This window comes from Phenylobacterium sp. (genome assembly GCF_030681155.1).
GTDB lineage: Bacteria > Pseudomonadota > Alphaproteobacteria > Caulobacterales > Caulobacteraceae > Phenylobacterium.
In genome coordinates this window covers 41026-60223 of the sequence record NZ_JAUXXE010000065.1, presented here as the reverse complement: position 1 = coordinate 60223, position 19198 = coordinate 41026, and the positions used below count along the sequence as shown (strand labels likewise).

Genomic DNA, 19198 nt, shown 5'->3' with positions numbered 1-19198 from the left:
GCCGGACGGCGGCGAACCTTGGCGGACCCCAGCCGGGAGGACTCCCCCGCGACGCTTACATCTCGGCTTGGTCCCCATATGCGTTTGGGCGCGTTAGCGTGATCCGTCCCATGGAGACCGGACATGAAAATTCTGATGGTTCTGACGTCCCACGACAAGCTCGGTGAAACGGGGGAGAAGACCGGTTTCTGGCTGGAAGAACTCGCAGCGCCTTATTATGTCTTCAAGGCGGCGGGCGCCGACATCACCCTGGCGTCGCCCCTGGCCGGACAACCGCCGCTGGACCCGAAAAGCGATGCGGCCGACGCCCAGACGGACGACACACGCCGCTTTCATGCAGACGCCGAGGCCAAGGCGGCCCTGGCCGCCACCCACAAGCTGTCGGACATCGACTTGGCCGCCTATGACGCGGTGTTCTACCCGGGAGGCCACGGCCCGCTCTGGGACCTTGCAGAAGATCCGATCTCTATCAGGCTAATCGAATCGGCGATCACGTCCGCAAAGCCAGTCGCCGTCGTCTGCCATGCGCCTGGGGCGCTACGCCACGTAAAGGGGCCGGACGGTGGGGCGCTCATCCGCGGAAAGTCCGTGACTGGATTCACCAACACCGAGGAGGCAGCGGTGGGGCTGACCGACGTCGTGCCCTTCTTGGTTGAAGACATGCTCAAGCAGAACGGCGGGAACTACTCGAAGGGGCCGGACTGGAGCGTCCATGTGGTCACCGACGGTCTGTTGATAACCGGGCAAAATCCGGCGTCCTCTGGCCCCGCCGCGAAAGCCCTTCTGGAGGCGCTCGGGGCACCCAGAGCGGATATATCTAGGGGCCGCCCGTGAGCTGGTCACGAACGCCGACGTCCGGGTCGTCCCCGGGCCAGCCCCGCACCTACGGTGCGTCCCTGACGGCGAAGTTCTAGGCGAGCGGCGTCGCCGGTTCGGCCGGCGGCGCCTCGACCCGCGCGAGGGGGAAATAGGCGGTGAACGTGGCGCCTTCGCCCAGCACGCTTTCCACCGCCAGGCCGCCACGGTGGCGATTGACGATGTGCTTGACGATGGCCAGGCCCAGCCCAGTCCCCGCCCGCTCGCCGCTCTTCTGTCCCTCGACCCGGTAGAAGCGCTCGGTCAGGCGCGGCAGGTGCTCGCGGGCCAGGCCGACGCCGGCGTCCGTGACCCGCAATGACGCATAGAGATCGCTCGCCCGGTCCGGCGTCAGCAACGACAGGCGCGAGGCGCGACTGTCGCCGGGCGCGCCCGCCGCCGAGGCCGAGAGGCCCGAACGCAGCGAGATCTTCACCGCCGCGCCCCTGGGCGTGTACTTCAGCGCATTGTCGACCAGGTTCTGAACCACCTGGATAATCTGGTCGCGGTCGCCGGCGACGATCACCTGGCCGCGCGGCGGCAGGTCGTCGGCCTCCAGCCGAACCCCGCGATCCCGCGCCAGAGGGCCCAGGGCGTCCAGGACGTCCATAACCGCCATGGAGAGGTCGGCCTCGCCCTCAGGCGCAATGTGTTCGTTGAGTTCGATGCGGCTGAGCGAAAGCAGGTCGTCGATCAGGCGCGACATGCGTTCGGCCTGGGTCTGCATGATGCTAAGGAACTTTTCGCGGGCGTTCACGTCGTCCTTGGCATGGCCGCGCAGGGTTTCGATGAAGCCTGACAGCGAGGCCAGCGGCGTGCGCAGTTCATGGCTGGCGTTGGCCAGGAAGTCGGCGCGGGTGCGCTCGGCCCGCCGGATGTCGGTCTCGTCGCGAAGCACCAGCAGGGCCAGGGGCGCCCCGTCCGGCGCAGTCCCCAGCGGCTTGGCGAAGGCCCGCATCACCCGTTCCTGGGCGCCGCCCAGTTCGTAGATCGCCTCGGCCTCCTTGCCGCGGAACAACGCCTCGTCGACCGCCTCAAGCACATCCGGGTCGCGAATAATCGTGACCAGCAACCCTGCGTCATATTGTATCCGAAGGGTCTGCCGGGCGGCCTCATTAACCAGCACGAAACGTCGCCCTGTGAGGTCATCTGGTTCATGTGCGGCGATCACCAAAACCGGGTCCGGCAGGGCGTTGATGAGGCTCCCATAGGGCGGCGCGTCCTCGTGGGCGGGCCGGTCGGCGTCGCTGAGCGCGGGCGTCGCCGCGCCGACGCGCTCGAACACATGCCATGCCGAAAGACCGGTGACGCCGGCGGCCACGAGCACCATCCATGAGATGGCCTGCGGATCGGCGCGCACCAGGAAGCCAAACCCCAGGATCGCCACCACGCCAGCGCCGCCCGCGACCAGGACGGGACCGATGGCGACAAGCCATTCGGGGGAGGTGCGGGGAAAGGGCGGCTGGGTTAGCGCCAAGGCGAATCTATCCTGAACTGCAAATTCCGACCAAGCCCGACCCTTATGTCACTGCGATGACAGCGACCCAAGCGCGAGACCGCGCCGGACACTTGCTGTCAGGAAATCTACGACCGCTTGAAGTCAATCTCCATTTTCCCGATAGGATTTATCGGGTCTTCATACGGTCGAGTTTGTAACGAACTCCAACAAATCGAGGGGCAAGACCACATGTCGTGGAAAACCAAACTCATCTCCGGGGCGGCGGCTATCGCATTCGCTTGGCCGGGACTGGCGGCGGCCGACGAGGCCACCGACGCGCGGATCAAGCTGCTGGAAGAGCAGTTGACGCTGCTGCAGGGCCAGATCGCCGACCTGAAGCAATCGACCGCCAACAACATCGCCGCGGTGCGCAAGGATTCCACGGCCACCAAGGTCTCGATCAACAATGGTCGGCCGACCATAGAATCTGATGACGGACAATTCAGCGCCTCGTTCCGGGGTGTGTTCCAGTTGGACGCCGCTCACTACGACCAGGCCCCCGCCGGCCCGCTGGCGACCGATTTCCGCCGCGGCTCGTTCGGCGACGCCGCCGAGAATGATCACGCCCGCGACCTGTCCGACGGAGCCAACTTCCGCCGCGCCCGTATCGGCATCGAGGGCAAGGCCTTCGGCGCCTTCGACTACAACTTCCTCTATGATTTCGGCGGGTCCGGAAACGAGGAAGCTGGCAAGATCAGCGCCGCCTGGGTGCAGTACGGCTTCCCGGTCGCCAATCTGAAGCTGCGCATCGGCGCCTTCTCGCCGCCGGCCGGCCTCGAGGAAGCGGTCTCCACCAACGGCTCGCTGTTCGTCGAGCGCGCGTCGCCCTCCGAGACGGTTCGCGCCATCGCCGGCGGCGACGGCCGCACCGCGGTCGCCCTGCTCGCCAGCGGCGACAACTGGACCGGCACCGCGGCCATCACCGGCAACGTCATCGGCACCTCAAGCTTCGATGAGCAGACCTCGTTCGTCGGCCGCCTGACCTATGTGCCGTTCCGCCGCGACGACGCCTTGATCCATGTCGGGGTGAACACCTCCATCGTGTTCAATCCGGCCGCCAGCGGCCCGGACGTGGCCGGAACCGCCGCCACCAACATCCGCCTGCGCGACCGGCCGGAAATCCGCGTTGACGGCACGCGCTTGATCGACACCGGCAGTATCGACGCCGACGGCCTGACCGCCATCGGGGCCGAGTTCGGCGCCCAGTGGAAGAACCTTTATCTCCAGACCGAGTACTTCGACATCGACGTCGATCGTAAGGGGCAGTTGAGCGATCCGGACTTCTCCGGCTGGTACGCCCAGGTGGGCTGGACCATCACCGGCGAGGCCCGCCGCTACAGCGCCGGCACCTTCGACGCGCCTCGCCCCGCCCAGCCCTTCGATCTGAAGAAGGGAAGCTGGGGAGCCTGGGAGCTCGGCCTGCGTTATTCGAAGCTGGACCTCAACTACCTTGCGGGCGCCGCCGGGACCGCGCCGGTCGCCTCGGCCATCCGTGGTGGCGAGCAGGAGATCTTCACCGTGGGCCTCAACTGGTACGTCAACAACGTGTTGCGCTTCCAGGCGGCCTATCAGGACGTCTCGGTCGATCGCCTGTCGCCCGGCGGCACAGCCTTTGGAACCGGGACGGCGACGCCGCCAGCCGGGGCCCAGGTCGGCCAGGACTTCAACATCTACTCGCTGCGAACTCAGTACGCGTTCTGACGACGGCGGGGCGGCCCGTGCGGCCGCCCCGACCCCGCGCTTCCCGATCCGCGTCCCCAGACAACCGAGCCTAAGAACAAGGATCTCGAACCATGAGCCAGAAGCTGAAGACCCCGTCCCGCCGTGGCGTGCTCGTGGCTGGGAGCGCCGGAGCCGCGGCCGTCGCCGCGCCGGCACTGCTGGCCGGACCGGCCGCCGCCCAGGGCAAGGCGCTGACCTTGCTGAATGTCAGCTATGACCCGACGCGTGAGCTCTACAAGGACATGAACGTCGCCTACGCGAAGTACTGGAAGGACAAGGTCGGCCAGGAAATCGTGATCAATCAGAGCCATGGCGGTTCGGGCAAGCAGGCCCGCTCGGTGATCGACGGCCTGCAGGCCGACGTCGTCACCCTGGCGCTGGCCAGCGACATCGACGAGATCGCCGCCAAGGCCAAGCTGCTGCCGGCCAATTGGCAGTCGCGCCTGCCCAACAACTCAACCCCCTACACCTCGACGATCGTGTTCCTGGTCCGCAAGGGCAATCCCTGGAAAATCAAGGACTGGGGCGACCTCATCAAGCCGGGCATCGACGTGATCACGCCGAACCCGAAGACCTCGGGCGGCGCGCGCTGGAACTATCTGGCCGCCTGGGCCTGGGCGCTGCGCCAGCCCGGCGGCAACGCGGCCAAGGCCGAGGCCTTTGTCGGCGAACTCTTCAAGCACGTGCCGGTGCTGGACACGGGGGCGCGCGGCTCGACCACCACCTTCGTCCAGCGCGGCATCGGCGACGTCCTGCTGTCCTGGGAGAACGAGGCCTATCTGGCGATCGAGGAACTGGGTCCCGGCAAGGTGGACATCGTCTATCCGTCGATGTCGATCCTGGCCGAACCGCCGGTCGCCCTGGTCGACAAGGTAGTCGATCGCAAGAAGACCCGCACGGTGGCCGAGGGCTATTTGAACTTCCTCTACAGCCCCATCGCCCAGGACCTGATCGGCAAGAACCACTATCGCCCGCGCAATCCCCAAGCGGCCGCCAAGTGGGCCAAGAAGTTTCCGAAGATCCCGCTGGTCACAATCGACGACACCTTCGGCGGCTGGAAGAAGGCCCAGGCCTATCACTTCGGCGACGGCGGGGTGTTCGACCGGATCTACAAGCCGCGCTAGTCCTCCCCGGGCGCGTAGCTGACAAGAGGCGCGGAGCCGACGCTCCGCGCCTTTTCCTTGCCCGCCGCAACCTTGGCCGCCGCGGGCCCGTTGAAGGCTCCATGAACCTCTCGACGCCGGACCTGGTCGGAACCGCCGCGGCCATCTGCTCAATGACCAGTTTCACGCCGCAGATCGTCAAGATCTGGCGCGAGCGCGACGCCTCGTCCGTCAGTCTGCGGATGTATGTGGTGACGGTCACCGGCTTTGCGCTGTGGATCGCCTACGGAGCCCTCACCCAGAGCTGGCCGATCGTGGCGTCCAACGGCGTCTGCCTAGTTCTCTCAGGCGTGATCCTGGCGCTCAAATGGCGTTTCCGCGACGGATAATCGCGCCATAGTTGGCGCCAGGGCGAGGCGCCACTAGATTGCCGCCGATCCGCGCGAGCCCGCGCGCCCTAAAACCCCAACGCGCGTGGAACCACGGCCCGGCCGCCCCCTGCGCGCGACAGGAAGTCTTGATGTCGATCGACAGATTCGCCGCCGCCGAAGCCGCTTTGAAGGCGGGTCAATTTGACGAAGGCGTCGAGATGATCGAGGGCGAATTGAACCGCGACCCTGCGGCGTCGCTGCAGCTCTATCGCAACTTCACGACCATGCTGGTGCGGCGGCAACGCTACGATCAAGCAGCCGACTGGACCGGCAAAGCCGTTCAACGTTTCCCCAAGGACATCGATCTCTGGAACCTACGCGGCGTGGCCCTGCGCCGTCTTCGCCGCTTCCCTGAAGCGCTGGACGCCCTCAACAAGGCTGGCAAGCTCGACCCCAAGAACCGCTCGGTGCTCAACAACAAGGGCAATGTCTACAATGACATGCGCAATCCTGCGGCGGTGGAGACCTTCACCAAGCTGGTCCGCGTTACGCCAAACGACGCCGACCTGCAGCGCAGCCTGGGGCGGGCCTATTGGTTTGCTGGCGAGTACGACAAGGCCGAGATGCGCCTTAGCCTAGCGGCCAAGCTCAGGCCGACCCTAGTGGACGCTTGGTTGGACCTGATTGGCTTGATCACCGAGACCAAGTCGCAGGAAGAGGCGGAACCGGTGTTGGAACGCGCGGTCGCCGCCAATCCCATTGACATACGCCTGATCGAGGCCCGGGCCGTGGGTATCCGTCGCACCGGTGCCACTCGCGACGCCGAGCAATTCCTGCTCGACCAATTGAAAAAGCATCCCAACGAGGCGTCGCTACACTTCCAGCTTGGCAGCAATATCGCGGACTATGATCGCGTACGTGCAAACGCCGCGTTCGAAAGGGCGATCGAACTCGATCCCAAGGACGTTCGCTACCGCGTCTCCCTGGCTGAAAGCCTTGGCCGCTCACGCCACGGCGATGAGGCCGCCAACCTCGAACGCGCCTATCGGATCCTGGTCGAAATCCTGGACCAGATGCCGATGACGGCGCCCAACCTGAAGATCGCCTACGAGCTGATGGTGCGTGTGGCGGCGTTCGACGACATGGAGAAGCTCGGCAGCTTCTCAGAGGTTGGCCGCACATGGGCCGAGGCTGGTCGCCACACCGCACTATTCGCCCACCTAGCGCGGGTGAAGACGCTGGAGGACCGCCGAGAACTGGTCGAACAACACTTGATCTGGGGCCGTAAGGTCGAGGCGGTTGTGAAGCGGCGCCCCATCGAGCATCGTGGCCCGCGGAGGCCGAACGGCAAGATCCGGGTCGGCTTCATGTCTTCGGATCTGCGCACCCATCCGGTGGCCTATTTCGCGCTGCCGCTGTTCCAGCACTACGACCGCAACCGCTTCGAGATCTACTGCTACTCGTACTATCAGGGCGAAGAGGACGCCACGCAGAAGCAGATCACTGAGTGGGTGGACGGCTTCCGCTGGGTGAAGGACATCGACGATCGCGGCGCGGCCCAGATGATCGCCGACGACCAGCTGGACATGCTGATCGAACTGGGCGGCTCGACACACATGAACAAGCTGCCGGTGATGGGATACAAGCCCGCGCCGCTATCGGCGAGTTGGGTGGGTTATCCGCACTCCGCCGGGCTTAAGGAAATCGACTACCTGATTCTCGATCCCTACATGACGCCGGAAAAGCCCGGCCTGATGATCGAAAAGCCGCTCGAACTGCCGAAGGGTTGGTACGCGCTGGGCGAACGAGCCTTCCGCGAGGAGCCGCAGGCCGATCCGGTCGCCCCGGTCGAACGCAACGGCTACGTCACCTTCGGCACCGCGAACAACCCCTACAAGTACGGCAAGGAAGTTGTTGGAGCCTGGGCCAAGATCGTGGCTGGGACACCGAACTCGAGGTTTATGTTCGTACGGCCCGAAGGTGGGACGCCGACCTTCTGCGCGAACATTCGCAAGGTTTTCGCCGAAGAAGGCGTGTCGCCAGGACGCGTGATCTTCGAAGCCGTCCGCGGTCGCCACCTGCCGTTCTACAACCAGATGGACATCTCGCTGGACGCCTTCCCCCAGACGGGCGGCACCACCACCTGCGAGTCGCTATGGATGGGCGTGCCGGTGGTGGCCAAGGTCGGTGACGCCGTATTCGAGCGGCTTAGCTATTCGGTGCTGATGAACGTCGGCTTGGGCGATCTCATCGCACGAAGCACGCAGGAGTACATCCAGATTGCGATGAAGCTCGGCGCCGACCACGCCCAGATTGCGGAACTTCGCCGCGGTATGCGCGCGCGGTTGAAGGCGAGCCCGTTGGCCGACACCAAGCAATTCGCTGCAGACTACTTCGCGATGATCGAAAAGGCAGTCAAAGCCGCCTGACCCTCACGCGGGGCCTGACAACATTCCGGAGGACGCAACGCGTTGATAGTATGCGGCGTAGTCGTCCCAGAATCTGACCGCCGGCCAATCAGTCGTGATCCATGGGTCGCTATTGACGCGCACCAACGGCTCGATGAGCTCTGGTTGAGGCGCTGCCTCGATCCGGCACGCCAGCCCAAGACGCGGCGACATCTCGCGCGCCAGCAGATGAGCGAACGCCTCCTGCGTGCCCACGAACCCCGAGGGCCTCGCGATCTTCTGGTCTGGCCCCGCCGCGTTCAGCAAGTCACCCGCCAACAAGACATAGGCCTTGCCCAGGAGCGGCACAGGGATGTTGTCACGAATATAGCGTGGTGTGCGGACCAGCCCCGCCTCATCCGCAAACCAGCGCTGGAACAATGACCAGCCGAAGCGCCCTTCTTCCAGCGGGCCGAACGGACCGGCGATGACGAACTTGCCGAACTTCAGGCCCCGCCAGCGGGCGAAATGGCGTATCGCCTCATTGGTTAGGGTCTTGGACAGCCCATAGGGGCTGACAGCCAGGTCGCCGGGCTCGGCCTGCCCCTCGCCAGCCTCAAACGCCGTACCGGTGGCGATCACCGCCTTGCCGCCAGCCTTGGCGAAGGCCGAGAACACCACCTCCGCGCCCAGCAAATTGCGGCTCACGCCGTCCATTACGTCGTAGTCGGCCGAGCGGTAGTTCGGAATATCGGCCGCGTGGTGGGCGAGCAGGTCGAAACCATCGCCAGCCAACTCTGAGAAGACCGATGAGGCGAACGGGGCCTCGAACACCACCTCCACCGACGTCGCCAACCGCTCGATCCGCTCGGCCCTTAGACCCGAGTAGTAAGCCCACGGCCGACGCACGGGGGCGGTGACTTGGTACCCCGCGGCGGCCAGGGCCTCGGCGATCCAGAGGCCGGAGAACGAGCTTGCGCCGGTCAGCAGGATCTTGGCCATGTCAGCCCTCGTGGTTCGGATAGGCTGCGTCGCGCTCGGAGATCACCAGCGGCGTCAACGGCCATTCAATGCCGAAACGCGGGTCGTTCCAACGCACGCCGCGCCCGTGGCCAGGCTCGAACATGCGGTCGATCTGGTAGAGGACGTCGGTGTCGTCTTCGAGCGTGATGAATCCATGGGCCATGCCTTGGCCGATCAGCAGAGCCCGGCCGTTCTCGGCCGAGAGTTCCGTGCCGGTCCAGCGCAGATAGGTCGGACTGTCCGCACGCAGATCAACCGCGACATCGAAGATCGCGCCGCGCGTCGCGCGAACCAGCTTGGCCTCGGCATGGGGCGCGGCTTCATAGTGCATGCCGCGCAGGGTCCGCGCCTTGGCGTTGCGCGACAGGCTGGTCTGCGCAGGCAGGAACGGATGACCAGCCGCGGCGAAGTCCTCGGGGCAATGCAGGCGGGAGAACGAGCCGCGATCATCGCTGATCACATCCAGGTCGACGATCACGACGCCATCGATGTCGGTCGCCGTAAACCGCATCAGCGCACTACTTTCGCATCCGGCGCGGCGGTGACGAACTGGCCGCCCCAGTCGGCGATGTGAGCCAGCTGGCCTATGATCTCGTCCTTCAGGTTCCAGGGCAGGATGATCAGATAGTCGGGCTTGAAATCGTCGATCCGCGCCGGGGAATAGGTCGGGATGTGGGTGCCAGGCAGGAAGCGGTCCTGCTTGTGCGGGTTGGCGTCGAACACCGCGACGATGTCGTCAGCCGTGACCCCGGCATAATTCAGGAAGGTGTTGCCCTTGGCCGCCGCGCCGTAGGCGGCCACGCTCTTGCCGTCGGCCTTGGCCTTGGCGAGGAAGTCGAGGAAGCCGCGACGCACCGCTTCGACGCGGGCAGTGAAGCCCTCATAGCCGGGCAGCTTGTCGAGGTCAGCGGCTTGCTCGCGAGCCCGCAGCGCCTTCAACGCCGGCGTCTCCTGATGGCTCGAGGCCTGGTGCGCGCAGAACAGTCGCAGCGAGCCGCCGTGGGTCGGCAACAACTCGACGTCGAACGGACGCAGACCATTGGCCAGCAGCACCTTCTCCACCGCCAGCAGCGACAGGTAGGAGTAGTGCTCGTGATAGATCGTATCGAACTGGACCTTCTCGATCAGGTTCAGCAGGTGCGGAAACTCGAAGGTCAGTACGCCTTGCGGTTTCAGCACGTGCTGGAAGCCGGCCACGAAATCGCCGATGTCAGGCACGTGGGCCAGGACGTTGTTGCCCGCCATCAGGTCAGCGGCGATCCCGCGCGCGGCCAGATCAAGGCCCGTCGCGTCATTGAAGAAAGTGACCTCTGTCGGGATCCCCCGCTCCTTGATCGCCACCTGCGCGGTGTTGGCGGTGGGCTCGACGCCCAGCACCGGCACGCCCATGGCCTTGAAATGCTGCAGCAGATAGCCGTCGTTGGAGGCCACCTCGATCACCAGCGAGTCAGCGCCGAGCCCGAAGCGCTCGGTCATGGCGTCGGCGTAGCGCTTGGCGTGCGCGACCCAGCTTTCCGAATAGGCCGAGAAGTAGGCGTAGCCGTCATCGAAGATCGCGTCGGCGGCCACCGGATCATCGGCCTGCACCAGGAAGCAGGTTCCGCAGACGCGGGTGTGCAGCGGATAGAAACCTTCCGTCCCGGCGTCGAGCTGGGCCTTGGTCAGGTAGGAGTTGGCCAGCGGCTGGTCGCCCAGATCCAGAAAGGTCTGGGTGAGCGGGGCGCGGCAGAAACGGCAGGCGGGGACGGTCATCAAAGGCTTTCGTATCGCTTGATCTGGTCTTGGACGAGGGCCAGCGCCGCGTCGCCATCGGCCTGGGCTCGGTACCAGCCCATGGTCCATTCGACCGCGGCGGGGGCGTCCAGGCGGCTCTCGAAGCCGAGCACTTGGCGGGCCAGGCTGGCGTCGATGCCCAGCGCCTTGGCCTCCAGGGAACTGGTATCGGGTTCGTGACGCCAAGGCTTGGCGCCCAGGGCCTGGGTGGCGCGGGTCGCCAGTTCGCCGACGGTGACTTCCGGCCCGCCGGGCTTGGGTCCGAAGTTCAGGGCGCGCGGCGCCGTCGGATCCCTGGCCAATCGTTCGAGATAGACGAGGTAGCCGGCCACGCAGTCGAGCACATGCTGCCACGGCCGGGTCGCTTCCGGATGGCGCAGGACGGTGACGCCCTGGGCCTGACCAGCCCGGACGATGTCGGCCACCAGACGGTCGCGGGAATAGTCGCCGCCGCCGATGACGTTGCCGCCGCGCGCGGTGGCGACCGGCACGCCGGCCTTGTCGAAGAAGCTGCGGGCGAAGCTCTGGGTGACGATCTCGACCGCGGCCTTGGAAGCCGAATAGGGGTCCTTGCCGCCCAGGGCGTCGCCCTCCTGGAAGGCGCGGCCCTGCTCGTTATTGGCGTAGACCTTGTCCGAGGTGATCACCAGAACCGCCTGCAAGGCAGGCTGGCTACGCAGCGCCTGCAGCAGATGCGCCGTACCCAGAACATTGGCCGCGAAGGTCGCCACCGGATCCTCGATCGAGGTCCGCACGATCGGCTGGGCGGCCATGTGCAGGACCAGGTCGAAAGTCTCGCCCTTCAGCGCCTGTTCGACCGCGGACTGGTCGCGCAGGTCGGCGATGCGTGACTGGGTCAGCCCCGTGACGCCCGCCAAATCGAACAGCGCCGGGGTCTGATCCGGCGCCAGCGCCAGGCCCGTGACCTTGGCGCCCATCGCCGAGAGCCATATCGCCGCCCACGAACCCTTGAAGCCGGTATGCCCGGTCAGCAGGACGCGCTTGCCCGACCAGAAGTCAGGGTTGGGCCGGGTCATTTCCAGATGCGCCATGGCGCCTGGCCCGAGGCCCACAGGCTTTCCAGGTGATTCTTGTCGCGCAGGGTGTCCATGGCGGCCCAGAAGCCGTCGTGCGGGCGGGCCATCAGTTGGTCGTCACGGGCCAAGCTTTCCAGCGGTTCGGCCTCGAAGGTGGTCGCGTCGCCGGCAATCCGCTCGATCACCTCGGGCTGCAGCACGAAGAAGCCGCCATTGATCAGGCCGTTGTCGCCCGGAGGCTTTTCGATGAAGCGTTTCACGCCGCCCTCAACAATCTCCAGGGCGCCGAAGCGACCGGGGGGCGCGACTGCGGTGACGGTGGCCTCTTTGCCATGCGCCTTGTGAAACGCGACCAGGGCCTTGAGATCTACATCGGCGACACCGTCGCCGTAGGTCAGGAAGAAAGGCTCGCCAAGGGGCAGGTACTCGGCCACACGCTTGAGCCGGCCACCGGTCATGGTCTCCTCGCCGGTGTTCACCAGGGTCACCCGCCAGGGCTCATGGTTGGTAGCGTGATACTCGACGCTGCCCTTGGCCAGGTCAACGGTCAGGTCAGCATTGTGGAGCACGTAGTTGGCGAAGTATTCCTTGATCACATAGCCCTTGTAGCCAAGGCAGATGATGAAGTCGTTGAACCCATGTTCGGAGAATACCTTCATCAGGTGCCAGAGGATCGGACGACCGCCGATCTCGATCATCGGCTTGGGCTTCAGATGGCTTTCCTCGGAGATCCGCGTACCGAGGCCGCCGGCCAGAATGACGACCTTCATTTCGAATCCCCGCTCATCGTCACATTCACGGGGCCAGGCCGCCGCAGCTCGACAATAGTCCTACCAGAACGTCGCTCGAGCTCCACGCCACGCAGCCAACGCAATCGCCCCCTCTTATCGCGTGTCGATTGCGCGATGAAGTCGTATCCAACGTCGCAGCGCCGCTGGCGTCCAACTTGAGGAAACCTCGTGCCCACGCCCCTGGTGAATTTTATCGTTGTTGGCGTTCAGAAGGCCGGCACGACAGCCCTTTTTGACTACCTCGGCGATAGCCCCGCCGTGGCGCTGTCCAAGGTCAAGGAGGTTCACTTTTTCGACGACGAGACGGTGGACTGGTCCAAGCCGGACTATGGCCCCTACCACGCCCAGTTCGAGTCCTCGGCGCCCGCGGCGCTCCACGGTGAGGCGACGCCGATCTATCTCTATTGGCCCGGCAGCCTTGAGCGAATCGCGGCCTACAATCCGGACATCCGCCTGATCGTGATGCTGCGTGACCCAGTCGAGCGCGCTTGGTCCCATTGGCGGATGGAGTACTCACGTGGGGTCGAAAGCCACCCCTTCTCATGGTGCATCCGGGAGGGCCGCCAGCGGTTGTTCGCGGCCGAACCCTGGGGCGTGCACCGGGAGCTTTCCTATGTGGAACGCGGCTTCTACGGCGAGCAGATCGAACGGCTGTTCTCCATTTTTCCGCGCGAGCAGGTTTTGATCCTAACGGCGGACGGCCTGCGCGAGCAGCCAGCCGAGACCTTGGGGCAAGTCGCCGACTTCCTAGGGATCGCGAGGGGCGTCTCTGTTGAGCACCGCGACGTACATGTGGGACGCGAGGTCGGCGGCCCGCTCGCCGCCGAGGACGTCGCCTATCTACGCGAGCTCTATGAGCGAGACATGATCCGCCTCAAGAACCTGACGGGCGTCAGCTTTTGATGGGCGGTCACATTTCCAGCCACCATCTTCCGCAGACACGCCGAAGAAGGAGATGCTCATGAAGATCGCCCCCCTGCTCCTCGCGGGCCTGATCGGCGGCTGCGCGCCCGCGGGTGATTCCAGCGCCCAGGCGGTGAAGACCCCGTCACGCCCAGCGACTGCCGAACGAGCCCTGGCGATAGAGGGCCCGCGCCTCGCCTTCCCGGTCGCGTGTGACATCGGCAAGACGTGCGAAGTGCAGAACTTCGTAGACCGCGATCCGGGGCCAGGCGCCGAGGACTACCGCTGCGGGAGCCAGACCTATCAGGACCATGGCGGCGTCGATATTCGCTTACGCGACATGGCTGCGCAGGCGGCAGGCGTGAATGTCTTGGCCGCAGCGCCGGGGCGCGTCGCACGCCTGCGCGACGGGGTGGCCGATATCTCTGTGAAGGCGCCGGAGGCGCCGCCGCTGGCCGGTCAGGACTGCGGCAATGGCGTCGTCATCGATCATGGCGATGGGTGGGAGACTCAGTACTGCCACTTGGCCCGAGGCAGCATCATGGTGAAGCAGGGCGACCAAGTCGCGGCCGGTCGCCCGATCGCCCGCATCGGCCTTTCCGGAAATACAGAATACCCGCATCTGCACCTCAGCGTTCGCAATGCTGGGAGCATGGTGGATCCCTTCGCGCCTGACATGGCGGCCGGGACGTGCGCCGCGGGCGCCCCGGGCGACGGCCTCTGGGCGCCGGAGGCCGCCAAGGCGATGGCCTACAAGCCAGGCGCCGTCCTGAACGCTGGCTTCGCCGCCACTCCCCTGACCATGGAGGCCATCGAAGCGGGCCACATCAACGCGCCGATGCTCCAGTCGCCGATGCTGATCGCCTATGTCCGGGCCATCAATCTTCAAGGCGGCGACATCCAGAAGTTGGTCATCACGGCGCCTGATGGAGCTGTGCTCACCGAAGCGACCCAGCCCGCGCTCGACCGGGCCAAGGCGCAGTACATGTTCTTCACGGGCAAGCGCACGCCGGCGGGAGGATGGAAGCCGGGCAGCTACTCGGCGACCTATTCAGTCGAACGGGCAGGCAAGGCGGCGATCACGCAGACCTTTGCGATCACACTCTGAACGAGGGTGTTTGCTCCGCTCACAAAAGCGTCAGCAGCGTCCATCGTAGCTAGTGTTTCTTTGACCGATACCGCTGTTGAGCTATTATCTATCGTCAGCCTTGCTCTCCAGGGCTGTGTCGCATCGATCGGGCGGCGAAGCTAACAGCTTCGCCGCCCGATTTTTATATTGCGCACGCGTTTCGCGCCGTGCGCCGATGGCGGCGCAGCCAGAACATCGAAGATATTGGCGCCTGACTTAATTGGGCGTTCCAAGCGCGGCTGGGGACGGTATTGTCCCTCAACTCCTCCGATGCAGTCCGGATTCGCCCGCTACCAATGAGCCCACCCCAATATACCAAGGACGCCTTGAAGCCTCTCGTCGACAGGGGCGTCGCGATCATTGGTGACCATACGTATGGGGCGCCAATCCTTCGCTATTGGCAACAGGGATACAAATTCCGCTGCGGGAAGTACTGCTCCATCGCCGACCGGGTGCAGATCTTCATGGGCGGCTACCATCGCCCAGACTGGGTCAGCATGTATCCTTTCCCTGCCTTCCCTCATTGGGGTCCCGAAGCTGCTCGGATAAGAGATTTCGCTGTGGGTCGCGACGACGTCGTGGTGGGAAATGACGTCTGGATCGGCAGCCACGCAACAATCATGTCAGGCGTAAAGGTCGGCGATGGCGCCGTGATCGGCGCCCATGCCATCGTTTCCAAGGATGTGCCGCCCTTCGCCGTCGTAGTCGGCAATCCGGCGCAGATCGTGAAATATCGCTTCGACGACGTGAGCGTACGCGAGTTACTCGCGATCGCCTGGTGGGATTGGCCTGAGGAAAAGATTAGGCAAAACATCCCGCAACTGCTGAGCGGTGACGTCCAGGGCTTCATCGAAACCCATCGCGTCAACGCGGCCGCGAGCTGAGCAGACCAGCTAAGCCTCGATCAGTTTGAAGCCCTCCTCTGGGGGCACAATTCTGATGACATCGAATTTCACGAGCCATAGAAGCCCACGCTCTACGAAGCCACGATGAGCTACGGGCCATCTGGCGAGCAATTCCTCCAGTGTCGCCTTGCTACTTGCGGCCAGGAAGTTGACGATCTGATCGCAATGCTCCTGGGCCAGCAGAAGAGTACGCGCGGTCGCCCCGAAGGTGCTCCCGAGGATCTTTCTAGCGGCCTCGACCGTCATGCCCGGCGTGAGCGCAAAGACCGACGACGCAGAGATCGTTTCGGTCGGATAGTCGGCGAAGAGTGTAAAAGGGTCTAGTCGGCGCGGGTTCGTCGACGGGCGCGATGTCTCAAGCCCGGCTTTCGCCGCGAGACGCCGATCGTTGAGTTCCGTCCAGAACGCTTCGTACTGCGGGACGATCACCGACCAATCAAAGATCTGACGCGCCGCATCCCGGGCAGAGGCAGCCATCCGCATCCGTAGGTCTGGGTTTTCAATCAGGGACACGATCGCATCGACCGCGGAGGCATGGTCGATCCCCGTCATCTGGGACGCCGCCGCGAGGTAGAGTTCATAGGAGAGCCATGCGTTCGCATGTTGGTAGGCCAAGTCGCCGCCAAGCCCTGCTCGCGGGGCAAAGGTCCGGATCCGGAATCCGTCGAGGCCATGTCGGACAGTATCGCGATACCCGTCCCAATCGGTGACGACACATGGCAGGCCAGCGGCCATCGCCTCCACTGGCGTCAACCCGAATGTCTCTTGGATATTGTCAGAGAGGGAAATGAAGAAGTCGGCGATCGACCAAATTGAAAATCGGGTGTCCAAAGGGCGACCGTCGATCTCGCGGTAGTGGACCGAAGGGCAGAGCGCGCGCGTCTCGCTGTGGTAGACTTCCGCCGCCTTCTCGGAGGCGCTCCAGCCTGACACCACCCAGTAGATTTCTTTGCCTGTTCTCCGAGCAGCCGCCTCAAGGACCATCGCCATCATTGCGGGGTTCATCTTCGCGTGGGGATTCAATCGCCCGACGTAGAGTGCAACGATCGCATCGCTTGGGATATCTAGCTTGGTGCGCCAGGCGGCCCGCGCGTCCTGCGAAGGCGTGAAATCTGCCGCATTGACCCCAAGTGGAATGGTGGCGAGTTGGGGACTTGGAAAACGCGTGGCGCCAAGCCGGGCGGCTAAGTTTTCCTGAACGGCTTCCATCTGGAGGTGGACGCTGGAACGAACCGCGCGGGAAGTACAAATCAAGCCATCCCAAGGCTGCACTGGCGCCGTGGTCATCTCAGCGATGATGTCCATCGCACCATGGCTGGCAGTGGTGTGCGTTATTCCACACAAGCTGTAGCGGTCATCCCCATGGGGCTGGCGGGTCCACGCCAACCGCGGCAGTTCCGGCGACGGGCAATGAAGTACGCCGGGTGTAGCCAACTCGCGAAGGCTCCGCATTCCAATCCACTTAGTGGATTTAGCGGTCGGCTCTATCCGCCGTATAAGCGCCTCCAGGTCCGACACCGGGCGATTGGCGGCGTTGTAAGCGTAAAATTGTTCTCCCGCCGCGTGGCGCAGGAGGCCGCGCAAAAAGCTCTCTCCCGCAGAGTGGCGGCCCATGAGCTTCGAGCCGGTGGTGTCGTAGGCTTCAGGATGGAGGTAGAGCGCGGCGCTTGTCATGCCATCGCTGTAGCCGAGCTCGGTTCAAGAGGCGAGTACTCAGCATTCAGGCAAAGAAAAAGGGCCGCCCCGGCGGGGCGGCCCTCAAATCTTCCAACGCTATTAGGCGTTAGATGAAGTTAGTGTCGCTGATCGAGTTCAGGTTCGCACCGACCAACGCAATCGCGTTGTCCACCGCACCCGCGCCGTCGTTGACGAAGACGACAACATCAGCACCGATTTGAACCGCCACGATGTCGCGGCCAGCACCGAACAAGGAGATCGCGTCAGCTTGCGCCTGCGCGTAGTTGGCAACCGTGAGCTCCGAGTAGTTAGCCGCGGTGCCGGCAGTCCCAACGCTCAGCTCGTCGCCGACTTCCCAACCGTTGATCTGGTCAAGCGTACCAGCAACCGAGGACGAGTCGCCCGAGGCGAACACGAAGACGTCGTTGCCCACACCGCCGGTCAGCGTGTCTTGGCCAGCGCCACCGGTGATGGTGTCGTTGCCCGGACCGCCGCCGATCACGTCGTTGCCAGCACCTGCGGTCAGGATATCGTCGCCGTCGCCGCCGGAGAGGGTGTTGTTGCCCGCGCCCGCGTCGATGGTGTCGTTACCGCCACCGCCGATGATCGAGTCATTGCCACCAGCCGCGAGGACCGAGTCGGCGCCGAGACCGGCGTCAACAACGTTGTTGCCGGCGCCCGCGTTGATATTGTCGGCGTCGTCGCCACCGCTGATGGTGTCGTTACCCGTACCAGCGACAATGCTGTCGATGCCGGTTCCAGAGTTGATGAGGTTGTTGCCATCACCAGCCTGGATGGTGTCCGGACCGTCGCCACCGTTGATGGTATCGTTACCAGCGCCAGCCGTGAGGCTGTCAGCGCCAGCGCCGCCATCGACGTTGTTGTCGCCGGTGCTCGCCTGGATGGTGTCGTTGCCGTCACCGCCGAAGAGCACGTCGTTGCCGGTGCCAGCAGTAATGCTGTCGGAGCCTAGATCGCCGCTCACATAGTTGGCGCCGTCGCCGGCCAGGATGGTGTCATTGCCTTGACCACCCAGAAGGGTGTCGACGCCGACGCCGCCGGTGATGCTGTCATCGCCCAGATTGCCGTGAACGTAGTTCAGGCCATCGCCGGACACGATGGTGTCGTTGCCTTGACCGCCGAGCAGGGTGTCGTTGCCCAGACCGCCAACAAGACTATCGGCACCTTGGTTGCCTTGAACCCAGTCGTTGCCGTCGCCAGCAACAACGGTGTCGGCGCCTTCGCCACCGGTGATGTTGTCATCGCCGACGTCGCCCAGCAGGCTATCGTCACCAATTCCACCGTCAATAGTGTCGTTGCCGGCGCTGCCGTCGATCACGTCGTTGTCGTCACCGCCGAAGAGCAGGTCGGCGCCATCACCACCGGTGATATCGTCTTCGCCCTTGTCACCGTAGACGGTGTCGTTGCCAGCAGCGCCATCGATCTCGTCGTCGCCTTGGCCGCCATAGATCAGGTCGTTGCCCGACCCAGCAACGATGCTGTCGTCGCCGATGTTGCCATGGATGAAGTTAGCGCCGGCGCTATCGGTGATGGTGTCATTGTCTTTGCCACCCAGCAGCGTGTCGGCGCCAGCATCGCCAACGATTTGGTCGGCACCCTGGTTGCCCTGCAGGAAGTCAGCGCCTTGGCCACCGGTCAGGGTGTCAGCGCCGTCGCCACCGAACAGCACGTCAGCTGCGGTGGTGCCAGCGACGTTTTCAGCGCCAGCCGTACCGAGGAACAGCTTGGACTGATCCGGGAAGGTCACGTCGGCGTCGCCGAGAATGCCCGTACCGAAGACCACGGTGCGGCCGCCGAAGGTCAGGGAAACGGTCTCGGGCTGAGTCGCGGTCGCCGCGTTTTGCGTGACGGTTACAGCCGCGGCCGTAGCACCAGCAGTCGTGAAAACGAGTTGATTCGTCGAACCGTCGTAGGCAAGCGCCTGGGTCGCCGTAATCGTCTCAAAGAAATAAGTAGCCATGCTTCTCTCCAGTCTGTGTCACATGGACCCTGAAACGCCTGGC

The 19198-nt window shown here is 64.5% G+C and carries 16 protein-coding genes; 8 read left to right on the top strand and 8 right to left on the bottom strand.

Annotated features, from left to right (window positions below):
- Nucleotides 1–123: 123 nt before the first annotated feature.
- Entirely contained in the window at nt 124–834 is a 711-nt protein-coding gene (locus Q8M13_RS16425; protein WP_305301137.1) for a type 1 glutamine amidotransferase domain-containing protein, read from the top strand.
- A 76-nt stretch (nt 835–910) separates the two neighbouring features.
- Here Q8M13_RS16425 and Q8M13_RS16420 read toward each other — a convergent pair whose 3' ends face one another.
- Entirely contained in the window at nt 911–2332 is a 1422-nt protein-coding gene (locus tag Q8M13_RS16420) for a cell wall metabolism sensor histidine kinase WalK (RefSeq protein WP_305301135.1), read from the bottom strand.
- 210 nt (nt 2333–2542) lie between these two features.
- Between Q8M13_RS16420 and Q8M13_RS16415 the strand changes: the two genes are divergently transcribed.
- From Q8M13_RS16415 to Q8M13_RS16400, 4 genes are all read left to right on the top strand, one after another.
- Nucleotides 2543–4054 (top strand): OprO/OprP family phosphate-selective porin, encoded by a 1512-nt coding sequence (locus Q8M13_RS16415; RefSeq protein WP_305301134.1) that lies wholly within the window; start codon nt 2543–2545, stop codon nt 4052–4054.
- A 92-nt stretch (nt 4055–4146) separates the two neighbouring features.
- Nucleotides 4147–5199 carry a sulfate ABC transporter substrate-binding protein gene (locus Q8M13_RS16410; RefSeq protein ID WP_305301133.1) on the top strand — a complete coding sequence of 351 codons (1053 nt, stop codon included), beginning with the start codon at nt 4147–4149 and terminating at the stop codon, nt 5197–5199.
- Between the two features lie 101 nt (nt 5200–5300).
- A complete protein-coding gene (locus tag Q8M13_RS16405) occupies nt 5301–5567 on the top strand; it encodes a SemiSWEET family sugar transporter (RefSeq protein WP_305301132.1) in 267 nt (88 codons plus the stop codon).
- A gap of 131 nt (nt 5568–5698) precedes the next feature.
- The gene (locus tag Q8M13_RS16400) at nt 5699–7978 is read left to right on the top strand and encodes a glycosyltransferase family 41 protein (RefSeq protein ID WP_305301131.1); all 2280 of its coding nucleotides are present in this window, start codon (nt 5699–5701) and stop codon (nt 7976–7978) included.
- 3 nt (nt 7979–7981) lie between these two features.
- Here the strand turns inward: Q8M13_RS16400 and Q8M13_RS16395 are convergent, their stop codons facing one another.
- From Q8M13_RS16395 to rfbF, 5 genes are read right to left on the bottom strand one after another with little or no spacing between them, the layout of a single operon-like run.
- Complete coding sequence (locus Q8M13_RS16395) at nt 7982–8938, bottom strand: NAD(P)-dependent oxidoreductase (RefSeq protein ID WP_305301130.1); 957 nt, start codon at nt 8936–8938, stop codon at nt 7982–7984.
- A 1-nt stretch (nt 8939) separates the two neighbouring features.
- Nucleotides 8940–9470, bottom strand: a complete 531-nt coding sequence (rfbC, locus tag Q8M13_RS16390) for a dTDP-4-dehydrorhamnose 3,5-epimerase (RefSeq protein WP_305301129.1) — start codon at nt 9468–9470, stop codon at nt 8940–8942.
- Nucleotides 9470–10711: a class I SAM-dependent methyltransferase gene (locus Q8M13_RS16385; protein WP_305301128.1), complete on the bottom strand. Its 1242-nt coding sequence runs from the start codon at nt 10709–10711 to the stop codon at nt 9470–9472. Before Q8M13_RS16385 ends, rfbC begins: the two co-directional genes overlap by 1 nt.
- Complete coding sequence (gene rfbG, locus Q8M13_RS16380) at nt 10711–11784, bottom strand: CDP-glucose 4,6-dehydratase (RefSeq protein ID WP_305301127.1); 1074 nt, start codon at nt 11782–11784, stop codon at nt 10711–10713. Before rfbG ends, Q8M13_RS16385 begins: the two co-directional genes overlap by 1 nt.
- On the bottom strand, nt 11766–12539 hold the full coding sequence (rfbF, locus tag Q8M13_RS16375; protein ID WP_305301126.1) for a glucose-1-phosphate cytidylyltransferase: 774 nt from the start codon (nt 12537–12539) through the stop codon (nt 11766–11768). Before rfbF ends, rfbG begins: the two co-directional genes overlap by 19 nt.
- 189 nt (nt 12540–12728) lie before the next feature.
- Here rfbF and Q8M13_RS16370 point away from each other — a divergent pair, with 189 nt between their 5' ends.
- From Q8M13_RS16370 to Q8M13_RS16360, 3 genes are all read left to right on the top strand, one after another.
- Nucleotides 12729–13463 carry a sulfotransferase domain-containing protein gene (locus tag Q8M13_RS16370; RefSeq protein ID WP_305301125.1) on the top strand — a complete coding sequence of 245 codons (735 nt, stop codon included), beginning with the start codon at nt 12729–12731 and terminating at the stop codon, nt 13461–13463.
- 58 nt (nt 13464–13521) lie between these two features.
- Nucleotides 13522–14571: a peptidoglycan DD-metalloendopeptidase family protein gene (locus tag Q8M13_RS16365; protein ID WP_305301124.1), complete on the top strand. Its 1050-nt coding sequence runs from the start codon at nt 13522–13524 to the stop codon at nt 14569–14571.
- A gap of 347 nt (nt 14572–14918) precedes the next feature.
- On the top strand, nt 14919–15476 hold the full coding sequence (locus Q8M13_RS16360; RefSeq protein WP_305301123.1) for a CatB-related O-acetyltransferase: 558 nt from the start codon (nt 14919–14921) through the stop codon (nt 15474–15476).
- A 9-nt stretch (nt 15477–15485) separates the two neighbouring features.
- Here the strand turns inward: Q8M13_RS16360 and Q8M13_RS16355 are convergent, their stop codons facing one another.
- Nucleotides 15486–17171 carry a glycosyltransferase family 4 protein gene (locus Q8M13_RS16355; RefSeq protein WP_305301122.1) on the bottom strand — a complete coding sequence of 562 codons (1686 nt, stop codon included), beginning with the start codon at nt 17169–17171 and terminating at the stop codon, nt 15486–15488.
- A gap of 109 nt (nt 17172–17280) precedes the next feature.
- Nucleotides 17281–19155: a calcium-binding protein gene (locus Q8M13_RS16350; RefSeq protein WP_305301121.1), complete on the bottom strand. Its 1875-nt coding sequence runs from the start codon at nt 19153–19155 to the stop codon at nt 17281–17283.
- Between the last annotated feature and the right edge of the window lie 43 nt (nt 19156–19198).